The following is an 18,214-nucleotide window of genomic DNA, read 5'->3' on the forward strand; positions in this document are numbered from 1 at the left end:
AGGTGGATACCTCGTTATTGATCTTTGGAGCCTTGGCTGGAGTCGCAGCGCTCTCGGCTGTCGGCGTCGTTGCGTTCGGCAGTCCCGTGCGCTCGGCGTTGTGCTTGGTCGTGAACTTCTTCACGCTCGCGTTCCTGTACTTCAAGCTGAATGCGGAGTTGCTCGGCATCGTCCAGATTCTCGTCTACACCGGCGCGATCATGGTGCTGTTCCTCTTCGTCGTCATGTTGTTGCATCTGGGAGGGCCAGCGGCGTTGATGGAGTCCCGTGATATAAAACGTGTCTTTGGCGCGACTCTGGGCGTAGCCCTATTTGCGGTTCTCGTAAGCCAAGTCATCCTTCCCTTGCGCTTAGTCACAACCGGCTCTGCTCCCGAAGGTTTCGGCGCTCCACCAGCGATGGGAAGAGCGCTGTTTACGGAGTACGCTTGGCCTTTTGAAGTCGCCAGCATCCTGCTCCTGATAGGCGTCGTCGGCTCGATCCTGCTGGCAAAGAGGAAAATCTAATGCCCGAGATGAATCAGCTTTTCCCCTATCTCGTCCTCGGAGCATTCATGTTTTGTACCGGGGTCGTCGGCGTTATCATCCGCCGAAACCCGATTGTGATCTTCATGTGCATTGAGCTCATGCTCAACGCCGTGAACCTCACCTTCCTCGCTTTCGCCCGATACCATCCTGCAGCGACGACCGAAGAAGCGTCGCTTCGAACCGCGATGGACGGGCAGATGATGGTGATCTTCGTCATGGCTGTCGCCGCTGCCGAAGTTGCTGTCGGCCTGGGAATTATCATGGCTATTTTCCGTCTGCGTAACGAAGTGGACATCGACGATATGAACTTGTTGAGAGGCTAAAGCATGGGTGGAACAGCAGATCTAATCAAATTAGTCATTCTTTTGCCCCTCATCGGCTTCTTCGTCCAGGCATTTGTCGGCAAAGCTGTGGTCAATAAGCTCGGCGCCGCCAAGGGCAAAAGGTTCATGGGCGGTCTGGCCGTGCTCTTCGTTGCGGTTCCGTTCGTGCTTGGTGCCATCATCACCGCTGCCCTGGCTAAGATGGGACACGTTGAGCGGTCTGTCGTTGTCCAAGGCTTCGACTGGATCAACATAGCCGGGCTCAACATCCCCTTCGAATTCATCGTCGATCCTCTGTCCATGACGATGGTCCTCGTCATCACCGGCATCGGCGCGCTCATCCACCTCTACGCCACCGGATATATGGCAGAGGAAAAGGACTACACCCGATTTTTCACCTATCTGAACCTGTTTATCGTCGCGATGCTCCTCTTGGTCTGCGGCAATAACCTGGTTTTGATGTTTATCGGCTGGGAAGGCGTCGGCCTCTGCTCCTACCTTCTCATCGGCTTTTGGTACAAGGACATCGCCAACGCCAAAGCCGCCAACAAAGCCTTCATCGTCAACCGAATCGGTGACTGGGGCTTCATGCTCGGCATGTTTGGCCTCATCGCTCTGCTCGCCGGCAACGCCTCCGCACTCGGCACCGAGGACCAACGCTGGCTCAGCTACGACGTGATCTTCCCCGCCATCATCGACATCCTTCGGCAGAACCCTGGCTGGGCAACGATCATCGCACTGCTGCTGTTCGTCGGTGCGATGGGCAAATCTGCACAGTTCCCGCTCTATTTCTGGCTTCCCGACGCGATGGCAGGCCCCACGCCCGTCTCCGCACTTATCCACGCCGCCACCATGGTCACCGCTGGTGTTGTCATGCTGAACCGCATGCACCCCATCTTCGAGATGTCCACGGTCGCGATGGGTGTTGTCGCATGCATCGGCGCATTCACGGCGTTGTTTGCGGCCCTTGTCGCATTCGGGCAAACCGACATCAAAAAAGTCCTCGCCTACTCCACCGTCTCCCAACTTGGCTTCATGTTCGTTGCCTGCGGAGTCGGTGCGTTTTGGGTAGGAATGTTCCACGTCATCACCCACGCCTTCTTCAAGGCCCTGCTCTTCCTTGGCTCCGGTGCGGTCATCCACGCCATGGCCCACGAGCAGGACATGCGCAAGTATGGCAACCTCCTCAAGTACATCAAGATCACGTCCTGGACCATGATCATTGGCTGGCTGGCGATCGCCGGATTCCCGCTCCTATCGGGCTTCTGGTCCAAAGAAGCGATCCTCGGCAACGCCCTCGGCAACAGCGTCGCCTACTTCGGAGACACAAACGTCGGCATCATCGCGGGATGGATTCTCCTCATCGTCGCTGTCCTCACAGCGGCTTACATGACAAGGCTAACGTTCCTAACATTCGGCTTCCCCGGGGTTTCAAACGAGGAGCGCTGGCGGGCGATACCAGCCCATGCTGAGCATCACGACGACCACGCGCATGATCACCACGAGGAGCATGCCCACGATCACGGCCCTGATGTTCACGGCTTCTTCTTCACCGACGAAGAGCGAGCAGCCCACCCCGAAGAGCACGAACACCATCATGCCCTGGACAAGGACCATAACCCACACGAGGTCCCGCCAAGCATGTGGATACCGCTCGCCGTCCTCGCTGTCCTCTCAATCGGCGGCGGCTGGATTCTCCACAACAACCACCTGCTCCAACACTGGCTCTACCCAGAAGGCTTAAGCACGCTCTCCCCCGAGGTCGTTGGCGGCCACCCGGGCGGATGGGTTGGGAATTGGCTGATGGTGATGGGTATCGGCGCTGGATTCGCCGGAATCATATACGGTTTCATCGTCTACCGCAAGGGACTGCCCAAGCGGGAGAACGAAGAGAAAGATTGGGACGACTTCCGCACCCAAGCCGGAAACCAATTTGGTTACGACAAATTCGTCATGGAAGCAGGAACAGAAGGCGGTGCAACCGTCGCAAGCTGGTTCTACAAAGCGTTCGATAAGGGCTTTATCGACGGCATCGTCCACGGACTTGCCTTCATCAGCACCCAGATCGGACGTGGTCTTAGGATGTTCCAAACAGGCTATGCAAGGATGTACGCATTGATGATGCTCGCCGGAGCGGTTGGACTTCTTGTCTACTTCGCCCTGATCGCCCAAAGGCTTAGCGGAGGTGGCAACTAATGGAACCCACCGGCTTCGGGATCATCAGCATCGTCACGTTCCTTCCCCTACTCGGAGCTTTGCTGCTCGGGTTCTTGCCAAAAGAGCAACTCAAGGGGATCCGGTACGTCGCGCTCGGGGCATCGATCCTGACCTTCATCCTTTCGCTTTTAATGTACGCCAAATTCACCGGCGGAACCTACCACTTCCAAATGGTCGAGTTCATGCCGTGGATCGAAAAAGCGGGCATCCATTACCGAATGGGCGTGGACGGTATCAGCATCTGGCTGATCATGCTCTCCACATTCTTGAGCATCATCGCCATCTGGTTTAGCTTCTACGTCGATAAACGAGTCAAGGAGTACATGATCATCCTTCTTGTGCTCGAAACCGCCATGCTCGGCGTCTTCGTGTCACTCGACCTGATCCTGTTCTATGTCTTCTTTGAAGCGTCCCTCATCCCAATGTGGCTGCTCATCAGCATCTGGGGAGGGGAAAAGCGCATCTACGCCGGACTCAAGTTCTTCCTGTTCACCTTCGCCGGGTCCATATTCATGCTCATCGGCATGATCACCATGGCGTGGCTTCAGCAGAAAACCACCGGCACCTGGTCGTTCAACATTATCGACATCCAAAGCAACGTCGCCAACGGCTCACTATGGACCGGCGCGCTCCAACTGCAAAGCTGGATCTTCTGGGCCTTCGCCATCGCGTTCTTGGTCAAGTGTCCGGCGTTCCCACTCCATACCTGGCTGCCCGACGCCCACACCGAAGCCCCGACCGCTGGCTCCGTCATCCTTGCTGGCGTGCTCCTAAAAATGGGCACCTACGGGATGCTCCGATTCGTCCTGCCATTCTTCCCCGACGTCATCCAAACCTACGTGCCCTGGCTCATGGCCCTTGCCGTCATCGGCATCATTTATGGGGCCGTCGTAGCCGCCGTACAGCCCGACGTCAAACGGCTGGTCGCCTACTCATCGGTCGCCCACATGGGATTCGTCCTGCTCGGCATCTTCTCGCTCACCCACAGCGGCATGATGGGCGGAGCCATGCAGCAGCTCAATCACGGCATCAGCACCGGCGCGCTCTTCCTTCTCGTCGGCCTCATCTACGAGCGAAGACACACCCGACTGTTCAAGGACTACGGCGGCCTCAAAGCCCAAATGCCGATCTACGCCGCGATCTTCCTGATCGTCATGCTCAGTTCGGTCGGACTCCCCGGCATGAACGGATTCGTTGGCGAGTTCCTTGCCATGGTCGGCGCATTTGAAGCTGGCGTAAACAACCTCTTTGGCCTCAACATCTGGTACGTCGTCATCGCCGGAGCCGGTGTCATCCTCGCTGCGGTCTACCTGCTGGTCATGTACCAAAAGATGTTCTACGGGCCAAACAACAACCCCGAAAACAAGCGCCTGAAAGACCTCAAGCCATGGGAAATCGCCATGTGCGCAACACTCATTCTGTTCATCTTCTGGGGCGGCCTCAAGCCAAACACCTTCCTCAAACCTATGGAGGCAAGTATCGGCGCCGCCCGAATGATGGCGATCAACCCCGAAGGGCAACGCCCAACCTGGAATGATCTCACGATGGAGATCGACTCCAAGGGCAACCTCGCCCGGGTCGAAGAGAGAACCGCCGCCGATATCGAACTCAAAGAGCCAACTTTCCGAGAGATCATCGCTCCCGGAAACATCCATCATCCCTTTAACCCGACCAAACCGGAAGCCGATGATGTAGCCGCTCTCACAACTGCCGTAGGGGAGGGCCATTGACCGCTCGCCAACGGTTAACCGCCATCGCATCCGGTACAGCAAACGGGACCAAGCCAACTGTGGCATGGCCCGGAAATGACGCATCTTCCGATGTCGTCATCGTATCGTCCCCCTCCGAGATCGACACCAAGCGCGACCCCGACAAGTTGATCCTCGTCGAAGTCTCCAACCCGTTCGGGCTTGCCCTGCAAGCTGGGGTTGACCTCAACCAAGCCCAGAAGGATGACCCGGTAGCAGGCGGTGCGAAACTCGCCGAGTTCACCGCGAAGACAAAGGCCGCCATCTCCGCAGCCCTAAGTGCCGGGGCCGACGGGATCCTCTACAAACTCTACGGTGCCACCGAGCAGTTTTGCACTCCAATGCAATACGGCGGCTACTACCTCGAGATCGACCGAGAGATTCTCGCCGAGGCCGAGCCAGCCACGTTCAATTTGCTTTATATCGTCGGCGACGCCGACACGTTCATCGACTTCGTGTCCGATCTCCCCGCCCATGCTTTTGCTTGGGACATCCAGTCCACCGGCTTCTCCGTCTCTGCTGTACGCGAACTCCGGCCCGGCGCATTGTGCGCAAATGATCCCGAAGCCGACATCCTTCTCCAAACCGCCACCGGAAAGGAAACAACCGCTCAGTTTTTAACCCTACAGGTGAATGGCAGCCATGCTTGAGACTCTTTATAAGCCACCGACAATCGACTGGCAGACCATGCTCCCGGTCTTCATCGTCATGGGTACGGGCATCGTCGCCCTCATCATCGAGATGCTGCGCCCGAAGCACAACAACAACGCTATCGTTGCCGCAAGCCTCATTGGCCTCACCGTGGCGGGCTACTTCGTGTGCCAACAGTTCGGCTCCGATCAGATAGAGACGTTCGGCGCAACCGTCGTCCGCGATCAGTTTGGGCTCGCCATACAGCTGCTTCTCATCATCTCAACCGGCATCGCCATCCTCTTTAGCGATGGCTACCTCCGTGAGAAACGCATATCCTTTGGCGAGTTCTATCCTCTCGTGCTCTGGTCCATCTCCGGCGCGATGATCATGGCGAGCACCAAGAACCTGCTGATGATCTTCCTCGGCATTGAGGTCCTCAGCATCGCCCTGTACGTCCTCGCCGGACTTAGCAGGAAAGAAACGAAGTCAGAGGAATCGGCCCTCAAGTACTTCCTTCTCGGAGCCTTTGCCAGCGCATTCCTACTCTACGGTATTGCCTTCGTCTACGGAGCCACCGGCACCCTTCACCTCGATACCATCGCCAACGGCTTGGCCACCTCGCAAGGAACCGACGGCCTGCTGATCTTTGGCCTTGGCCTCATCCTCATTGGCCTCGGCTTCAAGGCCGCCTTCGTGCCGTTCCACCAATGGACACCCGACGTCTATCAAGGCGCACCCACAAATGTCACCGCCTTCATGGCCGCTGGCTCCAAAATCGCCGCGATCGCCGTTCTCTACCGCGTGCTCGACGCCTTCGGTGGCTTCCAAGCTTTCTGGCTTCCGGCCCTCTTCTGGATCGCCATCGCAACGATGACCGTCGGAAACCTGGTCGCCCTCGTGCAGCGAGATGTCAAACGCATCCTTGCTTACTCCAGCATCGCCCACGCCGGATACCTGCTCGTCGCAATCCTGGCCCACGCCAAAGCCCCCGATAAGGTTGGCTTCACAACTACCGTCTATTACCTCCTAGCCTACAGCTTCATGACCATCGGAGCCTTTGCCGTTGTCTCAATCACCGCCCGCAAAGGTCAGGAAGGCACACGCTTAACAGACCTTAACGGCCTCTACCGAAAGTCCCCACTGCTCGGTGCCGCCATGCTCATCTTCATGGCATCGCTAATCGGCATTCCCCCCGCTGCCGGATTCTTTGGCAAGTGGCAAATCTTCCAAGACGCTGTGGCCGCCGACCTTGTCGCGCTTGCCATCGTGCTCGCTGTGAACTCGGTCATCAGCATCGCCTACTATCTCAGCATCGTCAAGGCTGTCCTCATCGACGAAGGGGAGGGAGACGGCCCGCCCATCGGCAAAGTCAACGGCGGGCTCCGCGCCGCCACCATCATCTGCCTCGCTGGCGTCATCGTCGCCGGAATGCTGCTTGATCCCATTTCAAAATTCTTGGGCGGAGAGTCGGGCGGCATCAAAGAGCCCCCCATCATCCGAACGGAGCAACCCAGCCCCGTCGCCCTATCCGGTATCCGCTTATGAGCATCAACATCGGCGTGAGTATGTGGAGTTACGTCCGCCCATTCCAGGCGGGCAATTTCGACATTCCTGCATTCATCCATGAGGCTCAGAGAGCTGGGGCCGAAGGAGTAGAACTCCTCGACTTCTTCTACCAAAACGAAGGCATCGACGAAAAGTGCGCCGCCGCTCTTGCCGCGCTCGAAGAAACTGGGCTCCCCTGCCCGATCTTCTCCGTCGCCCAAAACTTCGCCAAGCTCGCCGAAAGCGACCGCCACAAGGAGCTCCAAAAGATCGTCTTTGGCGTCGACGAGGCGTTGAAATTCGGCTCCGGCGTCGTTCGCGTCTTTGCCGGAGACGTTGCCGAAGGGATCACCTTTGACCAAGCTCGTGCCTGGATCGTCCAAGGCCTCGCCGAAGCTTCAAAGTACGCTGCCAGTCACAATATCAAACTCGCTCTTGAAAATCACGGAACCCTGGCTGGACGAAGCGATCAAGTGCGCGGGCTCATCGACGACGTTCGTCAAATGTCTGGCGTAGACGCCCTCGGCGCAAACCCCGACACCGGCAACTTCCAACTCGTGTGCCAACCCAGCCACGAAGCCATCAAAGACGTCGCCCCCTACGCAAACATGGTCCACTTCAAAGACTTCATGAAGGCTCCTGTAACCCACGAAGGTTGGGCCTACACCGATCTCAATGGACAGAAGTTTCTCGGCACGGCGGTCGGCGAAGGAGATGTCAACCTTGCCCAATGTATCCAAGAGCTAAAAGACGCCGGATACAACGGATGGCTAAGCGTCGAGTACGAAGGCGAAGAAGACCCATTCCAAGCCGTCCCCCGCTCCATCGCAAATGCCCGCAAATTCCTCTGAACCCCTCACGTTGCGACGTAGTCAGAGGAGGAGGGGGGCCACTTCTGGGAGTAGCCAACTATTTCCCGTCCTCATACGACTCTGTCGGAGGGGGGACCAGCGCAGTGAAGATGAATGCCCCATTGGCAGATCGCAGCCCATGGAGATGGAATTCCTCGCCCTTGAGGGAGAGGACCTGTGAACGCGGTGAACAGAGGTGAGGGTGCCCACCCCTTACGCCTTACGCCTCACCCCTCACGCCTCACGCCTTACGCCCCACGCCTTACGCCTCACCCCTCACCCCTCACCCCTCACCCCTCACCCCTCACCCCTCACCCCTCACCCCTCACCCCTCACGCCTCACGCCCCACGCCTTACGCCCCACGCCTCACGCCTTACCATCCTTACCCCTCAATAAGCCCCAAAACATCCCACAAAACCCCCAACTGCCGCTCCAAATCCATCTTCTCCACCGGCGGCACATGCAAAAAACCAACCCGCTTCCCCGGATGAACCTGCAACGACCGATACAAGAGGTAATTGCACAGATAGCCCCCCGCATCCACACTTGGCTGGCTCACCTCGGTATCCACAAAGGCTGAAGGAACGTCCCAAAGCGTTGCCCCAATCTGCGGAGGCCCAAAAGCATCGATCTTCCCCGGACCCTGCACCTCGCCGAGCACATCGTGAGTCGGCCCGATAACATTCCGTGCCGTCGTCTCAAACCGCATCCGCTCCGCTCCACCCGCAACCCCAAGGTGCAAGAGCGTATCAAAGCCTTCCGTCTCCCCCGAAGCCAAAAACTCCTCCACGCCCTGAAAACTGACTTCAAGAATCCGAAAAGGCAACGCCGACCGCTCGGCAAGCCACTGCGATGGGTTCTCGCCAACATTAAGAAAGGGGCCAAATCCGGTGATTAGAATCGACTCCACCGGTGTCACCGCCGCAAGTTCCGAATCCCAATAATCGCGCCAGAAACAAACGCCCCGCCGATCATTCCAAACAGCGCGCCAATAATCACCCACACGCGCCACCCAGCCTCAGGATCCCAATAGGCCGGACCCACAAAAGGCATCACAATGATCCCAACAAAGATCGAAGCCCCCACAAACTTCGCCTGAAAGATATTGTCCTCCTTGCGCAGGCTGGGCGTCATCCCAATCTTGTCGGATACGAACTGCCGTGTCTCCTCATAGGTCACCGGCTTTTGAGGTGGAGGGCGTTCGCCCTCTGGCTTTTGATACTCGTTCATATGGCCTTCTGTATCGCACATTACCCCCACTCACACAAAGAAAATCCCTCCCACGAATGGAAGGGATAAACATATTCGCTGGCAGATCAGAAGCTGATCGAATACCCAACGACAAATCGGTAGTCCGTCCGTGGCGCACCCCGCGTCGCAAAGACATCGGCTTCAAGCCCAAAGTCGATCACCGAACGCACACCAACCTGCTTTCGCAAACCAATGCCCGCCGTGCCCGTCCAGCCTTGAGACCGCATCGCGCTCTGCTGAACAGCAAACTCCGCCACAAGGGTCTGGTCGAACCGAGTTGGATAACCGACTGGCGCAGAATATCCCAAAATTGCGCCCAGCGTGACGTCGCGTTCGCCATCATGCGGCTGCGAAGCATAGGCCACGTCCACGTTCAAATGGACCTTGTCATACTGGTGCAGCGCCTTGGTCATGATCCCGCGAAAGCGGACCTCAACCCCTTGAGCATCGCGCCCTGTCGGAATGCCAACGTCGAGGCGGTATCCCAATGCGGGCTGATTATCTATCTCCCGCCGAACCCCGTGGAAATACGTCAGCTCAATGTCGTTCGTGTCGAACCGCTTCATTCCCGAGTCGTACGTCGGCTCAAAGGCAATCCCAATATCCTTGTTCTTCGCATGCCCATACTTGAGCTCCGACTTGAACCCATAAAGCGGAGCATTCCGCCTCCACACGTCCATGCTAAAGCCCAGTTCAAGCGCACGCTCGCCAAAAGCGATGCTGTAAGCATCATCGAACCTTAGCGGACGGCCACCATCGATGTTGTTATGATCGATAGCCAACCCAAGCGAAGAGGCCGTTATCGTGGCTCCCACAAAGAGTAGCCTTGCCGTAGACTTCAACGCCCACCTCCAAGCGCCCCAATCAAGCGCATCAAAACCGGCGGCTTGTAAGGATTCGGTTTGTCAATCTTTCTGTAGGTATCTGGAGTGCCCGCATTTTGCTGAGCCCACTCCACAAGCGAAATCGGCTTAGCGTCCTTGTATTCTTCGTGGCTTTCCACATACTTGCGGAAAGCATCTGCCGAAGTAAATGCCCGTGACCACGCCGAGCACTCCGGGTGGTCCCCAGGAGTCTCTAAGAACACAACGCCAGGAATGTTCGGCTTCCAGTTGCCCTCTTCGTCAGAGATCATCACCAGCATCCGATTGGGGTCTTCGGTCGCTGCCCGAATGATCGCCCGGCCAGGCGTCTCCGCAGCCATGTCTCTGGCACACAAAAGGCAGCGCACCGTCATTGTCCAACCATCCGCCGTAACCGTCGCGCCCCACGGGTTCGACTCGGGCAGTCGAATCGAACAGTGAGCACATTCGCCCATGTCCATCCAGCCCATACCCGACATGTACATCAGGTCGTCCTCGCTCCCCTTCATCATCCCCATTCCGGGCATGCTTGTCGGGTGGCGATGGTCATGGAGCGTCATCGGCTCCCCGTCACCCGCCTCTTCACGCGCATGAGTCGAGGCCAGAACGCGGTAGATCGCGATCTTCACTTGCTCCTGCTTCTGTGCTTCCGTCAAATGGGTCTGAGCCAAAATGTCGTTCACATTGTCGTGCAGCATGTGCAGGTTATCGAACGAATTCGCGATCATGGGAAAGCGCTTCGCAAACCGCGGGCTCATCTCCGCCGCCATCGGCATAAAATCCCGATCCGTTTTGTAGAGCTCGGTTCCCCGGTACCGCTCGCCAATCACTTCATACTGAGGTCCCTGGTCGGCAACCGGCACACGATAAAGCATGTCGTAATTCACCGTCTGAAGCCAGTGATATCCCCAAAACAGCCCGTTCACCTTTGGATAGTCCGTTCGGAACTTTCCGCTGTAAAAGAAGCTGTCGAGATACTCCATGTTCATCGGAAGGCCGGTGATCGCATAAGGCTGAGAGTTGTAGAACTGCCAAAGCCGCTCAATCTCTGCCTCCTTTTGCTCCTCCGTCCAGCCCGGATACATGAACACGTCGATAGTCTGGAAGTGCAGCAGGTGCGCCCAGTCAAACACCTTCTCAAGATAGCCATACCGACGCAAAAACGTGGGTGAAATCGCCCCTTCATCCACTGGGATCGAGGGCTGGTTCTTCAGCACACGGTCAATCGTCGAGAAAACCTTCGTCTCAAGTTGGCCCGCCTTTCCACGCACGAGCGCTTCATAGGCCATTGCATGACCAACACCCGTCGCATACATATCCTTCGCAAACAGGGGGATTCGAGTGATCGCCCAGTTATAAGGAGCAGGCTTGTAAAAGAGGTGATCCGCCCCCGGATCGTTGAGCCATTTCGGCATGTCCGAGGGCATCTTGGGAAGCTCAGCGCTCTGCGCAGCCACAGTCACATCCTGCTTATGAACAGGCTGTGAGTCATGCTGCAAGAACGGTAGCCCCGCCAAAGCAAGCAGTGCAATCGTACTCATCTTCGTTCTCCTTTCAGCACGAGTGCGTTAGCCAGCCGGCTTTGCAACAATAGCGATGAGCTCTTCGAGAGTCAAAGCCTTCGCATCTTTCACGGCGTTGACCTCAACGTACTTGTCAAACGCCTTCCTCGACGAGAATGCCCGAGAAAGCTCGGAGCAGTCGGCGTGCTTCTTGAACGTGTTCAAAAAGACCGTGCTTTCCGGTGCCGACCACTTGCCGTTGGTGCGCTTGAGAACGACCGGCTCGCCAATCTTCTCGCTGGGCGCATAAACGACAAGGTCGCTCTTGTATCGGCCCTGGTCCTTGAAAACGCAGTACACACATCGGTACTCGATGCGCTTGTTGCCCATCTTCAGCACGACTTCGTTATCCTGCTCCTTGGTGTTCTGAACGATTTTGAGTTTGCAGTACGGGCAGTCGGCTTCGTGAGCCGATGCAATTGCCGAGAAGCCCAGCATGCCGACCACGGCAAGCAAAGCGAGAATTCTTCGAATTCCATTAATTGTGTTCATAAAATTGTTCCTCTTTGGTCGTTGGCAAGGGATCGGTCTCATCCCTTGCCCGTTTTAGAATCGCCGGCCAAACATCAAGGCCGGACTCTTCGCATCAATCAGATACACGCCGCCGAACCACTCTCCTTGCCCGTAGGTCAAGAATGGATGCGCCTGGTGTCCGTCAAGTTGGAGTCCAAGAGTGAATCCACTCCTATCCATCCACTTCGCGCCAAGCACCCCGTGATAGTGCGACTCGTTTGAACGGAAACCCGCGCCGACAAACATATTCGCCGTACCTGCGTCCGATTTCCAGTTCTTCTCCAACGTCGCCGAATAACCCGGGTTGCCCGTGCCGATGCCTTGCACACCAGCCGAAACACTGACGGAGGGCATCGTTGGTGTCTCTGTCAACAGCTGATAAGAGCCTAGCCAGCGAAAAGCGTTCTGCTTCCAAAGGTGAGCAACACCAAGCTGGAGTCTGGGAGCTGCCCGATACCATAGAAAGGTTTCAGCGGTTGTCACTGTCGTAGGTGCATACACCGTGTTGATTAGCCATTTGCTGTCCGAAGCCGAACCGGCTCCGTATCCGCCAGCAACTCACAGAGGGCACCGCGCTTCCCCTGCCCCCTCTTGCGCGACGGCGGCAAGTGCAAGGCTCGACAACACTAACGTTGCAAAAATGCGTTTTTTCATGACTTCACCTCGACGACGAATCCAAGCGTCTTAATGCCTCCACGCCAGTCAAATTGGGCATAGGCTTTGTAAAGGCCAGGCTTTGGAAAGCGTCCATTGAATCGAACGATGCCCTTCTTCACAAGCGCCTCGTTATCGTGGTCCTCAGCCGGATGGCTGTGTACAACCGTTTTGCCGTCCTGATGGAAAATCATCAGGTGTCCCGCCGCACCGAGCCACGGCACGGTGTCGCCAGCAGCTTGCCCGGTCTTCGCATCGAACAGCTTGACTTGAAGAGTCGTCATGCGCCCGACCGGAATCTTGCCGTCAACTGAAGCAAAAAGCCCCTTGAGGCCTCCATCTGTCGCTGAAGTCGATGGAATCAGCTTGGTATTCCAAGTCGGTGGCGGACCTGACAACTTTACGCCCGTCATCAAGATATTCGAGCCCTTGCCAAAAGGAGCCACGTCGCCATAGACGCCGTACTCTCCACCCGCCGGGAACGTGATCGAAATCGTCCAAGTGCCGTCCGGCTGCATCACCGGGTGCTCGTGGATGAACCAATTCAAGTCCTTGCTGGCAATCAGCAAGTGAAACTCCTGCTCGTGCGCTATATCAAACTTTGTCTGAATCTTGCCTGTTTTGGTGTCCATCACCCGCAGTTGAAGATCGATCGGCTTCCCCGCAACCGCTTCCTTCGGCCAATTGACGACATCAAGCCGATAAGGCAGCTCTTTTGCCATCTTCGAGGGCCGTTCGTCTCCAACGCTAACTGTGAAGGATGCCTTCTTAACGCCATCGCCAGGGATGTTCAGGCTCAAATCAATCTGATAATCACCGCCATGCGGGAAGTACAGAACGATTCCGTAATCGCCCGGAACTCCTTCCCGATGAATCTGAGGCTTAGCCGAAGGCATACCTGGCATGCTCGGCATCGTCACAACTCCCGTCGCTTCAATGCCCCCCACACCCTTGAAACCTACTTCAACCGGGTCTTTCTTGGTCGTGTCGGTTACGCGAAACTCGACGTCGACCTCTTCCTGCGCAAAAAGACCACCTTCGGGCACACGAAGCTCAATCTCATACTTGCCGACGCGAACCTTGGTTGGGTGCGCCTTTTGTGCCTTAGCCGGGGCATGATGCTCATGCTGGCTCCCAATGAAGGCATGAATATCCCCGCTTGTTTGAGGCGCTCCAAGCCCCGCTCCTGCCGCAACAACCGTTGCGATTAATGTGTGAATCATGTTTTCTCCTGTCGTAATAATCCGTGAACAACGAAGTCCAACAGGCATCAATAAGCCCGCTGGGGACGTGTGTTCAGGCGACAGGAGGAGCGCGGGACGCGCCAAAAAGATAAGGCCGGTCAACGGGTGGACCCGAATCGTTACCGAAGATGCCCGGTTCCGCGATCAGGCTGCGAACCAGAGGTATCTCGGTCCAAACCGGAAGGATTGCCGATGCATCAAACGAAGTGCGAAGGGCCTTATCAGCATCGGGAATCTGAACCGCTACCGTCTGACAACTCGCCATCTGACCGCAGTTGCACTGGCCTTGGTTCACCGAAGCCATCTGCGAGGCTTCATCATCAGAATTGTCCGTCAGCTTTGCTGCGCCCTTGCTCGGGCAGCAGCTATGTTGCGTGGAAACTGCAACCTCGGCGGAATCGGCCTCAATCTTAGGAAGCGGAGTCGCAACGGAGGTCGCCCCCATCGCGCAACCCTGGGCACACAAAGCCGCCGGCACAGCCTGCACAAAGAGTGCAAGCCCCAGCAACAACGTAAGCCATGGTTTTGCGAATCGGGTCATCTGACAGTTTATGTTAACACAATTGGCAAAAAGGAGTTCCCTCCCCAGGCTTGAAGAACTATCCCGGTCGGCGCGCTGCTCCGCGCTCCTGCTGCAAGCTCTCGCTTGTCGCTCCCAGCTAACAGCTCCCTGCTAATCTGGTGCCCGGGGCGGGACTCGAACCCGCACGCTCTTGCGAGCAACGGATTTTAAGTCCGCTGCGTCTACCATTCCGCCACCCGGGCTTGGGCTCAGCGATTATACCGAGCAGGCTTGCCAGCGAGCTATGAGGGCTCACGGAGAGACACTCCACCCAACCTCAATCCAAAATCCAAAATCCAAAATCCAAAATCCAAAAGGGATTATTGTTTCAGCATCGCCAAAACTCTCGCCCGAATCTCATCCCGGATCTCCCGAACCCGCTCAATCGGCGCTCCATGCGGGTCGTCAAGCTCCCAATCCTCAGTCAGCAAAAACTTAGCCGGACATGCTTCTGCATCCACTCCACAACCCATCGAAATGATTTGATCCGCCCGATCAGCCATCTCTTGCGTTAGGAGTTTCGGCTGGCCCGTCATCGGAACCCCAACCTCCGCCATCGCCCGAATCGCCAAAGCATTGAGTGACTTGCCCCCGAGAGTGCCCGCCGATTCCGCCACAACATCCAACCCCAACTGCCGGGCAAAAAAGTTCACAAACGCCTCTGCCATCTGCGAACGGCCTGCATTGTGAACGCACACAAAAAGAACTCTCATCGCCTTAATAGCATGAAGTGTAGAACATGAAGGTTGGGTTAAGTTATCGCAAACTTTGAAGGTCCAAAGCCGACGGCGTCGCCACACCAACATGCCGCACAACGCATGCCGAAGTCTGCGCCGCAAGCTCAAAGACCGACGCCTCAAAACCAACCGCAGCGAACCCAAGAGCAACCGTTGCTATCACTGTGTCACCCGCGCCCGCCGTGTCGTAAACCTCAACCCGAGGCGCAGAAACGCGGATCGTGCTTGAGCCAACCGCCGTCATACCCGCCTCACCCAAAGTCACCAAGATCGCGCCAACGCCATAACGGTCACGCAGGTCTCGACCGACGGCCTCAGCAGCCTCCACATCAATCGCCCGATGCTCACCGCTCGCTTCCGTAGCTTCGGCTCTGTTCAAGCTCAAAAGATTCGCTCCGCGAAAAGAGGCCGCTGATCGAGGCTTCGGATTGGCAACCACCGCCACACCCCGTTTCACAGCTTCATCAATGCAAAATCGAACTACAGGCTCGGCAAGCGTCCCCTTCAGATAATCACTCAGAACGATCACGTCAACACCATCCAAACGCTCAGCAAAAGCCGAACGCAGCCGATCTTGCACCTCAGCCGAAGCAATCACATCGTTCTCCGCATCAATCCTCAAAACCTGATGCGAATGGTCGGCGACCACCCTCGTCTTTCGCGTCGTGCTCCGCGCCGAATCCCGAACCAAAGTGTGATCGCCAAGTCCGCTTAGCTGCAACGATTGCTCAAGCATCGTCGCCGCCTCATCATCCCCAACCAGCCCAATCGTCGTCACCTGCGCACCCAACGCCGCAAGGTTCCGCGCCACATTCGCGGCCCCACCCGGCAGCCTCTTTGTAGACTCCTGCCGAATCACCATCACTGGCGCTTCGGGGCTGATCCGCGTCGCCTTCCCAAAGATGTATTCGTCGAGCATTAAGTCGCCAACAACCATCGCCCGCATACCCTGAAACCGGTCCAGCAAAGCAGCAAAGCTCATGATGCCGTGACCTCTTCTGCGACCCTTTTATCACGCCTCAAAACCCAAACCACACAACCGCCAACAATCATCAAGACCGCCACAAGCTGTGCATCCGTAATCGGCAAACCGGGCATATACGTCGAAGTCGCCGCTCCCGAATTCACCTGTTCAACCGTGCCCGCCCGCCAAAACTCATAGATAAATCGCGAGAGCCCCATCAGCGCAACCCCCAGCCCAAAGACTCGTCCAAGAGGCTGCCCCCGTTTCTCCACTTGCCAAACCACAAGCGCAAAAACACCGAGCATGATTGTCTCGTAAAGCTGCGCTGGATGATGCAAATGTGGGCTGTTCTCCACCGGGATAGCCCACGGCAGAGTACATGCTCCACCATAACAGCACCCATTCAAAAAGCACCCGACGCGCCCAAACGCAAACCCAATCAAAGCCGGAACCATAAAGAGATCAAGCAACGACCAAGGCGAAATCTTAAAGCGCTTAGCAAAAAATAGCAGCGTCGGAATGGCAAACAGAACGCCCCCAAAGCTCGTCAGCCCCGCGAACTTGCCGATGATCTCACCCGGATTCTTAATATAGTGCGGCAAGTCCTGAACGATGAATACGACGCGCGCGCCCAGAACCCCCATGATAAGAGTCCATATCGATGTGTCCAGCACTTGCTCTTTCGTCAGCCCATAACGCGCCGCTTTCGCCCGAGCCACCATCAATCCCACGAAGAAGCCTGCCATCAGCAGCAGCGCATACGTGTGGATCTCCAATCCGAACGGTTTAAAGGGGAGCAAGGGGTACATGGAACCGACCGATTCTACCTGTCTCTACCGAACCCGAATTAGGCTCCCGAAGTTCCGTCCGGGGGGATGATCGTGACCCTCCGTCCACTACCCCAAAACTCTATCTGAACCTGCCAGCAAGCCGTCGTAGCAATGAGACTCCCCAAACGATCAGGCCACTCCACAAAGCACAAATGACTTTCTAAATAGTCCTCAAGCCCAATCCCCTTTGCAGATTCCACTCGATAAAGGTCGGCATGCATTACCGGAGGGTCGGTTTCAAAAGCCTGAATAAGGTCAAACGTAGGGGATCGTACGGGTTCAGTGTAGTCCAAAGCCTCCAAAACTCCACGCACAAAAGTCGTCTTCCCCGCACCCAATTCGCCACTCAACAACACGGTTACCCCCGCCCCCCACCGGCCTACCCATTCACCCGCAAATGCGCGCATCGATTCTTCAGAAGGAATTTCTATACGCAACGCAGAATCGGACACCTGCGTAATGTACCGCGATCATCGAAATTGAGACCAAAAACATGAAAAACTCAACCCTAATCGCTATGTTCGGCGTCATGATCTGCCTGGTCGCACCCGGATGCAAAAAAGGCGAGGTCACGATGCTTGAGACCAATGTGCCGCTCAACACACCGGAGTATTGGCGGCTGCACACCGTTACCAAGGACGGGTTTACCATCTGCGCTCCGTCGAATTGGGTTCTCAAGTCGGAGCTAAGTCCCTTCGCAGGCACCGGCATGGATATGGATTTTAGCAATATGATGAGCGATGAACCAAGCCGTACTATGCAGCCCGATCCGCCCAAGCCCAAAGGACCAACCACAACCGAAACCGGGCTTGTTCTGTTCGACCAAGGATCAAGAATGCTTGCGGGCGAAGTCTCAACCCAGATCGTCTTCAAGCATGAAAAGATCGGAGCTGCTCTGCTCAAAGATCAAGCCGCAATCAAAAAAGATGGCCTCGGCAAATCCATCACTTCGCAGCAAACGCTGCAACTCCCGATCGGACCATGTGAGGAATTCACAACAAAAACCGTGAATATCTCGGGTGACGAAGTGTTCGAAAGATACTACGTCCTCTGCCATGACGATAATCGCTGGATCGTCAAGTTCGTGGCAACGAATAACGAGTCCGCGATCGCCGGAGCGCCGGAGATCATGGCAACGTTCCGAATCAAGTAGACCGTCCGTTTCTCCCCCGAAAAGCGAACGCCGATT

General features: G+C 56.5%; 20 protein-coding genes and 1 tRNA gene. 8 read left to right on the plus strand and 13 right to left on the minus strand.

Features of this window, described 5'->3' with window-relative positions; translation table 11 throughout:
- Positions 1 to 2: 2 nt before the first annotated feature.
- Genes KF784_02755 through KF784_02785 form a run of 7 tightly spaced genes read left to right on the plus strand, consistent with a single transcriptional unit; the run spans position 3 to position 7,844 of the window.
- Complete coding sequence (locus KF784_02755; protein ID MBX3117957.1) at positions 3 to 506, plus strand: NADH-quinone oxidoreductase subunit J; 504 nt, start codon at positions 3 to 5, stop codon at positions 504 to 506.
- A gap of 8 nt (positions 507 to 514) precedes the next feature.
- Positions 515 to 850, plus strand: a complete 336-nt coding sequence (gene nuoK / locus KF784_02760) for an NADH-quinone oxidoreductase subunit NuoK (protein MBX3117958.1) — start codon at positions 515 to 517, stop codon at positions 848 to 850.
- Positions 851 to 853: 3 nt separating this feature from the next.
- The gene (gene nuoL / locus KF784_02765; GenBank protein ID MBX3117959.1) at positions 854 to 3,046 is read left to right on the plus strand and encodes an NADH-quinone oxidoreductase subunit L; all 2,193 of its coding nucleotides are present in this window, start codon (positions 854 to 856) and stop codon (positions 3,044 to 3,046) included.
- Positions 3,046 to 4,797, plus strand: coding sequence for an NADH-quinone oxidoreductase subunit M (locus KF784_02770; GenBank protein ID MBX3117960.1), 1,752 nt, complete (start codon positions 3,046 to 3,048; stop codon positions 4,795 to 4,797). Before nuoL ends, KF784_02770 begins: the two co-directional genes overlap by 1 nt.
- Positions 4,794 to 5,465: a hypothetical protein gene (locus tag KF784_02775; GenBank protein ID MBX3117961.1), complete on the plus strand. Its 672-nt coding sequence runs from the start codon at positions 4,794 to 4,796 to the stop codon at positions 5,463 to 5,465. The genes KF784_02770 and KF784_02775 overlap by 4 nt, the downstream gene beginning before the upstream one ends.
- Positions 5,458 to 6,993, plus strand: coding sequence for an NADH-quinone oxidoreductase subunit N (locus tag KF784_02780; protein MBX3117962.1), 1,536 nt, complete (start codon positions 5,458 to 5,460; stop codon positions 6,991 to 6,993). The genes KF784_02775 and KF784_02780 overlap by 8 nt, the downstream gene beginning before the upstream one ends.
- Positions 6,990 to 7,844, plus strand: coding sequence for a sugar phosphate isomerase/epimerase (locus KF784_02785; protein ID MBX3117963.1), 855 nt, complete (start codon positions 6,990 to 6,992; stop codon positions 7,842 to 7,844). Before KF784_02780 ends, KF784_02785 begins: the two co-directional genes overlap by 4 nt.
- A 383-nt stretch (positions 7,845 to 8,227) precedes the next feature.
- Here KF784_02785 and KF784_02790 read toward each other — a convergent pair whose 3' ends face one another.
- From KF784_02790 to tsaE, 13 genes are all read right to left on the minus strand, one after another.
- Positions 8,228 to 8,755 carry a hypothetical protein gene (locus KF784_02790; protein MBX3117964.1) on the minus strand — a complete coding sequence of 176 codons (528 nt, stop codon included), beginning with the start codon at positions 8,753 to 8,755 and terminating at the stop codon, positions 8,228 to 8,230.
- 5 nt (positions 8,756 to 8,760) lie between these two features.
- The gene (locus tag KF784_02795) at positions 8,761 to 9,075 is read right to left on the minus strand and encodes a hypothetical protein (GenBank protein ID MBX3117965.1); all 315 of its coding nucleotides are present in this window, start codon (positions 9,073 to 9,075) and stop codon (positions 8,761 to 8,763) included.
- Positions 9,076 to 9,161: 86 nt separating this feature from the next.
- Positions 9,162 to 9,938: a hypothetical protein gene (locus tag KF784_02800; GenBank protein ID MBX3117966.1), complete on the minus strand. Its 777-nt coding sequence runs from the start codon at positions 9,936 to 9,938 to the stop codon at positions 9,162 to 9,164.
- The gene (locus tag KF784_02805; protein MBX3117967.1) at positions 9,935 to 11,500 is read right to left on the minus strand and encodes a hypothetical protein; all 1,566 of its coding nucleotides are present in this window, start codon (positions 11,498 to 11,500) and stop codon (positions 9,935 to 9,937) included. The genes KF784_02800 and KF784_02805 overlap by 4 nt, the downstream gene beginning before the upstream one ends.
- A gap of 27 nt (positions 11,501 to 11,527) precedes the next feature.
- Entirely contained in the window at positions 11,528 to 12,013 is a 486-nt protein-coding gene (locus KF784_02810) for a hypothetical protein (GenBank protein MBX3117968.1), read from the minus strand.
- Between the two features lie 54 nt (positions 12,014 to 12,067).
- Positions 12,068 to 12,388: a hypothetical protein gene (locus tag KF784_02815; protein ID MBX3117969.1), complete on the minus strand. Its 321-nt coding sequence runs from the start codon at positions 12,386 to 12,388 to the stop codon at positions 12,068 to 12,070.
- A 296-nt stretch (positions 12,389 to 12,684) separates the two neighbouring features.
- Entirely contained in the window at positions 12,685 to 13,911 is a 1,227-nt protein-coding gene (locus KF784_02820) for a hypothetical protein (protein ID MBX3117970.1), read from the minus strand.
- 73 nt (positions 13,912 to 13,984) lie between these two features.
- A complete protein-coding gene (locus KF784_02825) occupies positions 13,985 to 14,473 on the minus strand; it encodes a hypothetical protein (GenBank protein MBX3117971.1) in 489 nt (162 codons plus the stop codon).
- Between the two features lie 138 nt (positions 14,474 to 14,611).
- Positions 14,612 to 14,697: transfer RNA gene (locus KF784_02830), tRNA-Leu, on the minus strand.
- A gap of 117 nt (positions 14,698 to 14,814) precedes the next feature.
- Entirely contained in the window at positions 14,815 to 15,207 is a 393-nt protein-coding gene (locus tag KF784_02835; GenBank protein MBX3117972.1) for an arsenate reductase ArsC, read from the minus strand.
- A gap of 43 nt (positions 15,208 to 15,250) precedes the next feature.
- Positions 15,251 to 16,213: a hypothetical protein gene (locus tag KF784_02840; GenBank protein MBX3117973.1), complete on the minus strand. Its 963-nt coding sequence runs from the start codon at positions 16,211 to 16,213 to the stop codon at positions 15,251 to 15,253.
- Complete coding sequence (locus KF784_02845) at positions 16,210 to 17,004, minus strand: prolipoprotein diacylglyceryl transferase (GenBank protein ID MBX3117974.1); 795 nt, start codon at positions 17,002 to 17,004, stop codon at positions 16,210 to 16,212. Before KF784_02845 ends, KF784_02840 begins: the two co-directional genes overlap by 4 nt.
- A gap of 38 nt (positions 17,005 to 17,042) precedes the next feature.
- The gene (gene tsaE, locus KF784_02850) at positions 17,043 to 17,477 is read right to left on the minus strand and encodes a tRNA (adenosine(37)-N6)-threonylcarbamoyltransferase complex ATPase subunit type 1 TsaE (protein MBX3117975.1); all 435 of its coding nucleotides are present in this window, start codon (positions 17,475 to 17,477) and stop codon (positions 17,043 to 17,045) included.
- A 41-nt stretch (positions 17,478 to 17,518) separates the two neighbouring features.
- On the opposite strand from tsaE, the gene KF784_02855 reads away from it, so the two are divergent.
- A complete protein-coding gene (locus KF784_02855; GenBank protein ID MBX3117976.1) occupies positions 17,519 to 18,178 on the plus strand; it encodes a hypothetical protein in 660 nt (219 codons plus the stop codon).
- Positions 18,179 to 18,214: the final 36 nt, after the last annotated feature.

The sequence above is a fragment of the Fimbriimonadaceae bacterium genome (genome assembly GCA_019638775.1).
Taxonomy (GTDB): Bacteria; Armatimonadota; Fimbriimonadia; order Fimbriimonadales; family Fimbriimonadaceae; genus JAHBTD01.

Excerpts from the sequence above, each read along its gene's own strand:
- nuoK (MBX3117958.1), top strand. The coding sequence starts at position 515 with ATGAATCAGCTTTTCCCCTATCTCGTCCTCGGAGCATTCATGTTTTGT.
- nuoL (MBX3117959.1), top strand. The coding sequence starts at position 854 with ATGGGTGGAACAGCAGATCTAATCAAATTAGTCATTCTTTTGCCCCTC.
- KF784_02770 (MBX3117960.1), top strand. The coding sequence starts at position 3,046 with ATGGAACCCACCGGCTTCGGGATCATCAGCATCGTCACGTTCCTTCCC.
- KF784_02780 (MBX3117962.1), top strand. The coding sequence starts at position 5,458 with ATGCTTGAGACTCTTTATAAGCCACCGACAATCGACTGGCAGACCATG.
- KF784_02785 (MBX3117963.1), top strand. The coding sequence starts at position 6,990 with ATGAGCATCAACATCGGCGTGAGTATGTGGAGTTACGTCCGCCCATTC.
- KF784_02795 (MBX3117965.1), bottom strand. The coding sequence starts at position 9,075 with ATGAACGAGTATCAAAAGCCAGAGGGCGAACGCCCTCCACCTCAAAAG.
- KF784_02805 (MBX3117967.1), bottom strand. The coding sequence starts at position 11,500 with ATGAGTACGATTGCACTGCTTGCTTTGGCGGGGCTACCGTTCTTGCAG.
- KF784_02810 (MBX3117968.1), bottom strand. The coding sequence starts at position 12,013 with ATGAACACAATTAATGGAATTCGAAGAATTCTCGCTTTGCTTGCCGTG.
- KF784_02815 (MBX3117969.1), bottom strand. The coding sequence starts at position 12,388 with ATGCCCTCCGTCAGTGTTTCGGCTGGTGTGCAAGGCATCGGCACGGGC.
- KF784_02820 (MBX3117970.1), bottom strand. The coding sequence starts at position 13,911 with ATGATTCACACATTAATCGCAACGGTTGTTGCGGCAGGAGCGGGGCTT.
- KF784_02825 (MBX3117971.1), bottom strand. The coding sequence starts at position 14,473 with ATGACCCGATTCGCAAAACCATGGCTTACGTTGTTGCTGGGGCTTGCA.
- KF784_02835 (MBX3117972.1), bottom strand. The coding sequence starts at position 15,207 with ATGAGAGTTCTTTTTGTGTGCGTTCACAATGCAGGCCGTTCGCAGATG.
- KF784_02840 (MBX3117973.1), bottom strand. The coding sequence starts at position 16,213 with ATGAGCTTTGCTGCTTTGCTGGACCGGTTTCAGGGTATGCGGGCGATG.
- KF784_02845 (MBX3117974.1), bottom strand. The coding sequence starts at position 17,004 with ATGTACCCCTTGCTCCCCTTTAAACCGTTCGGATTGGAGATCCACACG.
- KF784_02855 (MBX3117976.1), top strand. The coding sequence starts at position 17,519 with ATGAAAAACTCAACCCTAATCGCTATGTTCGGCGTCATGATCTGCCTG.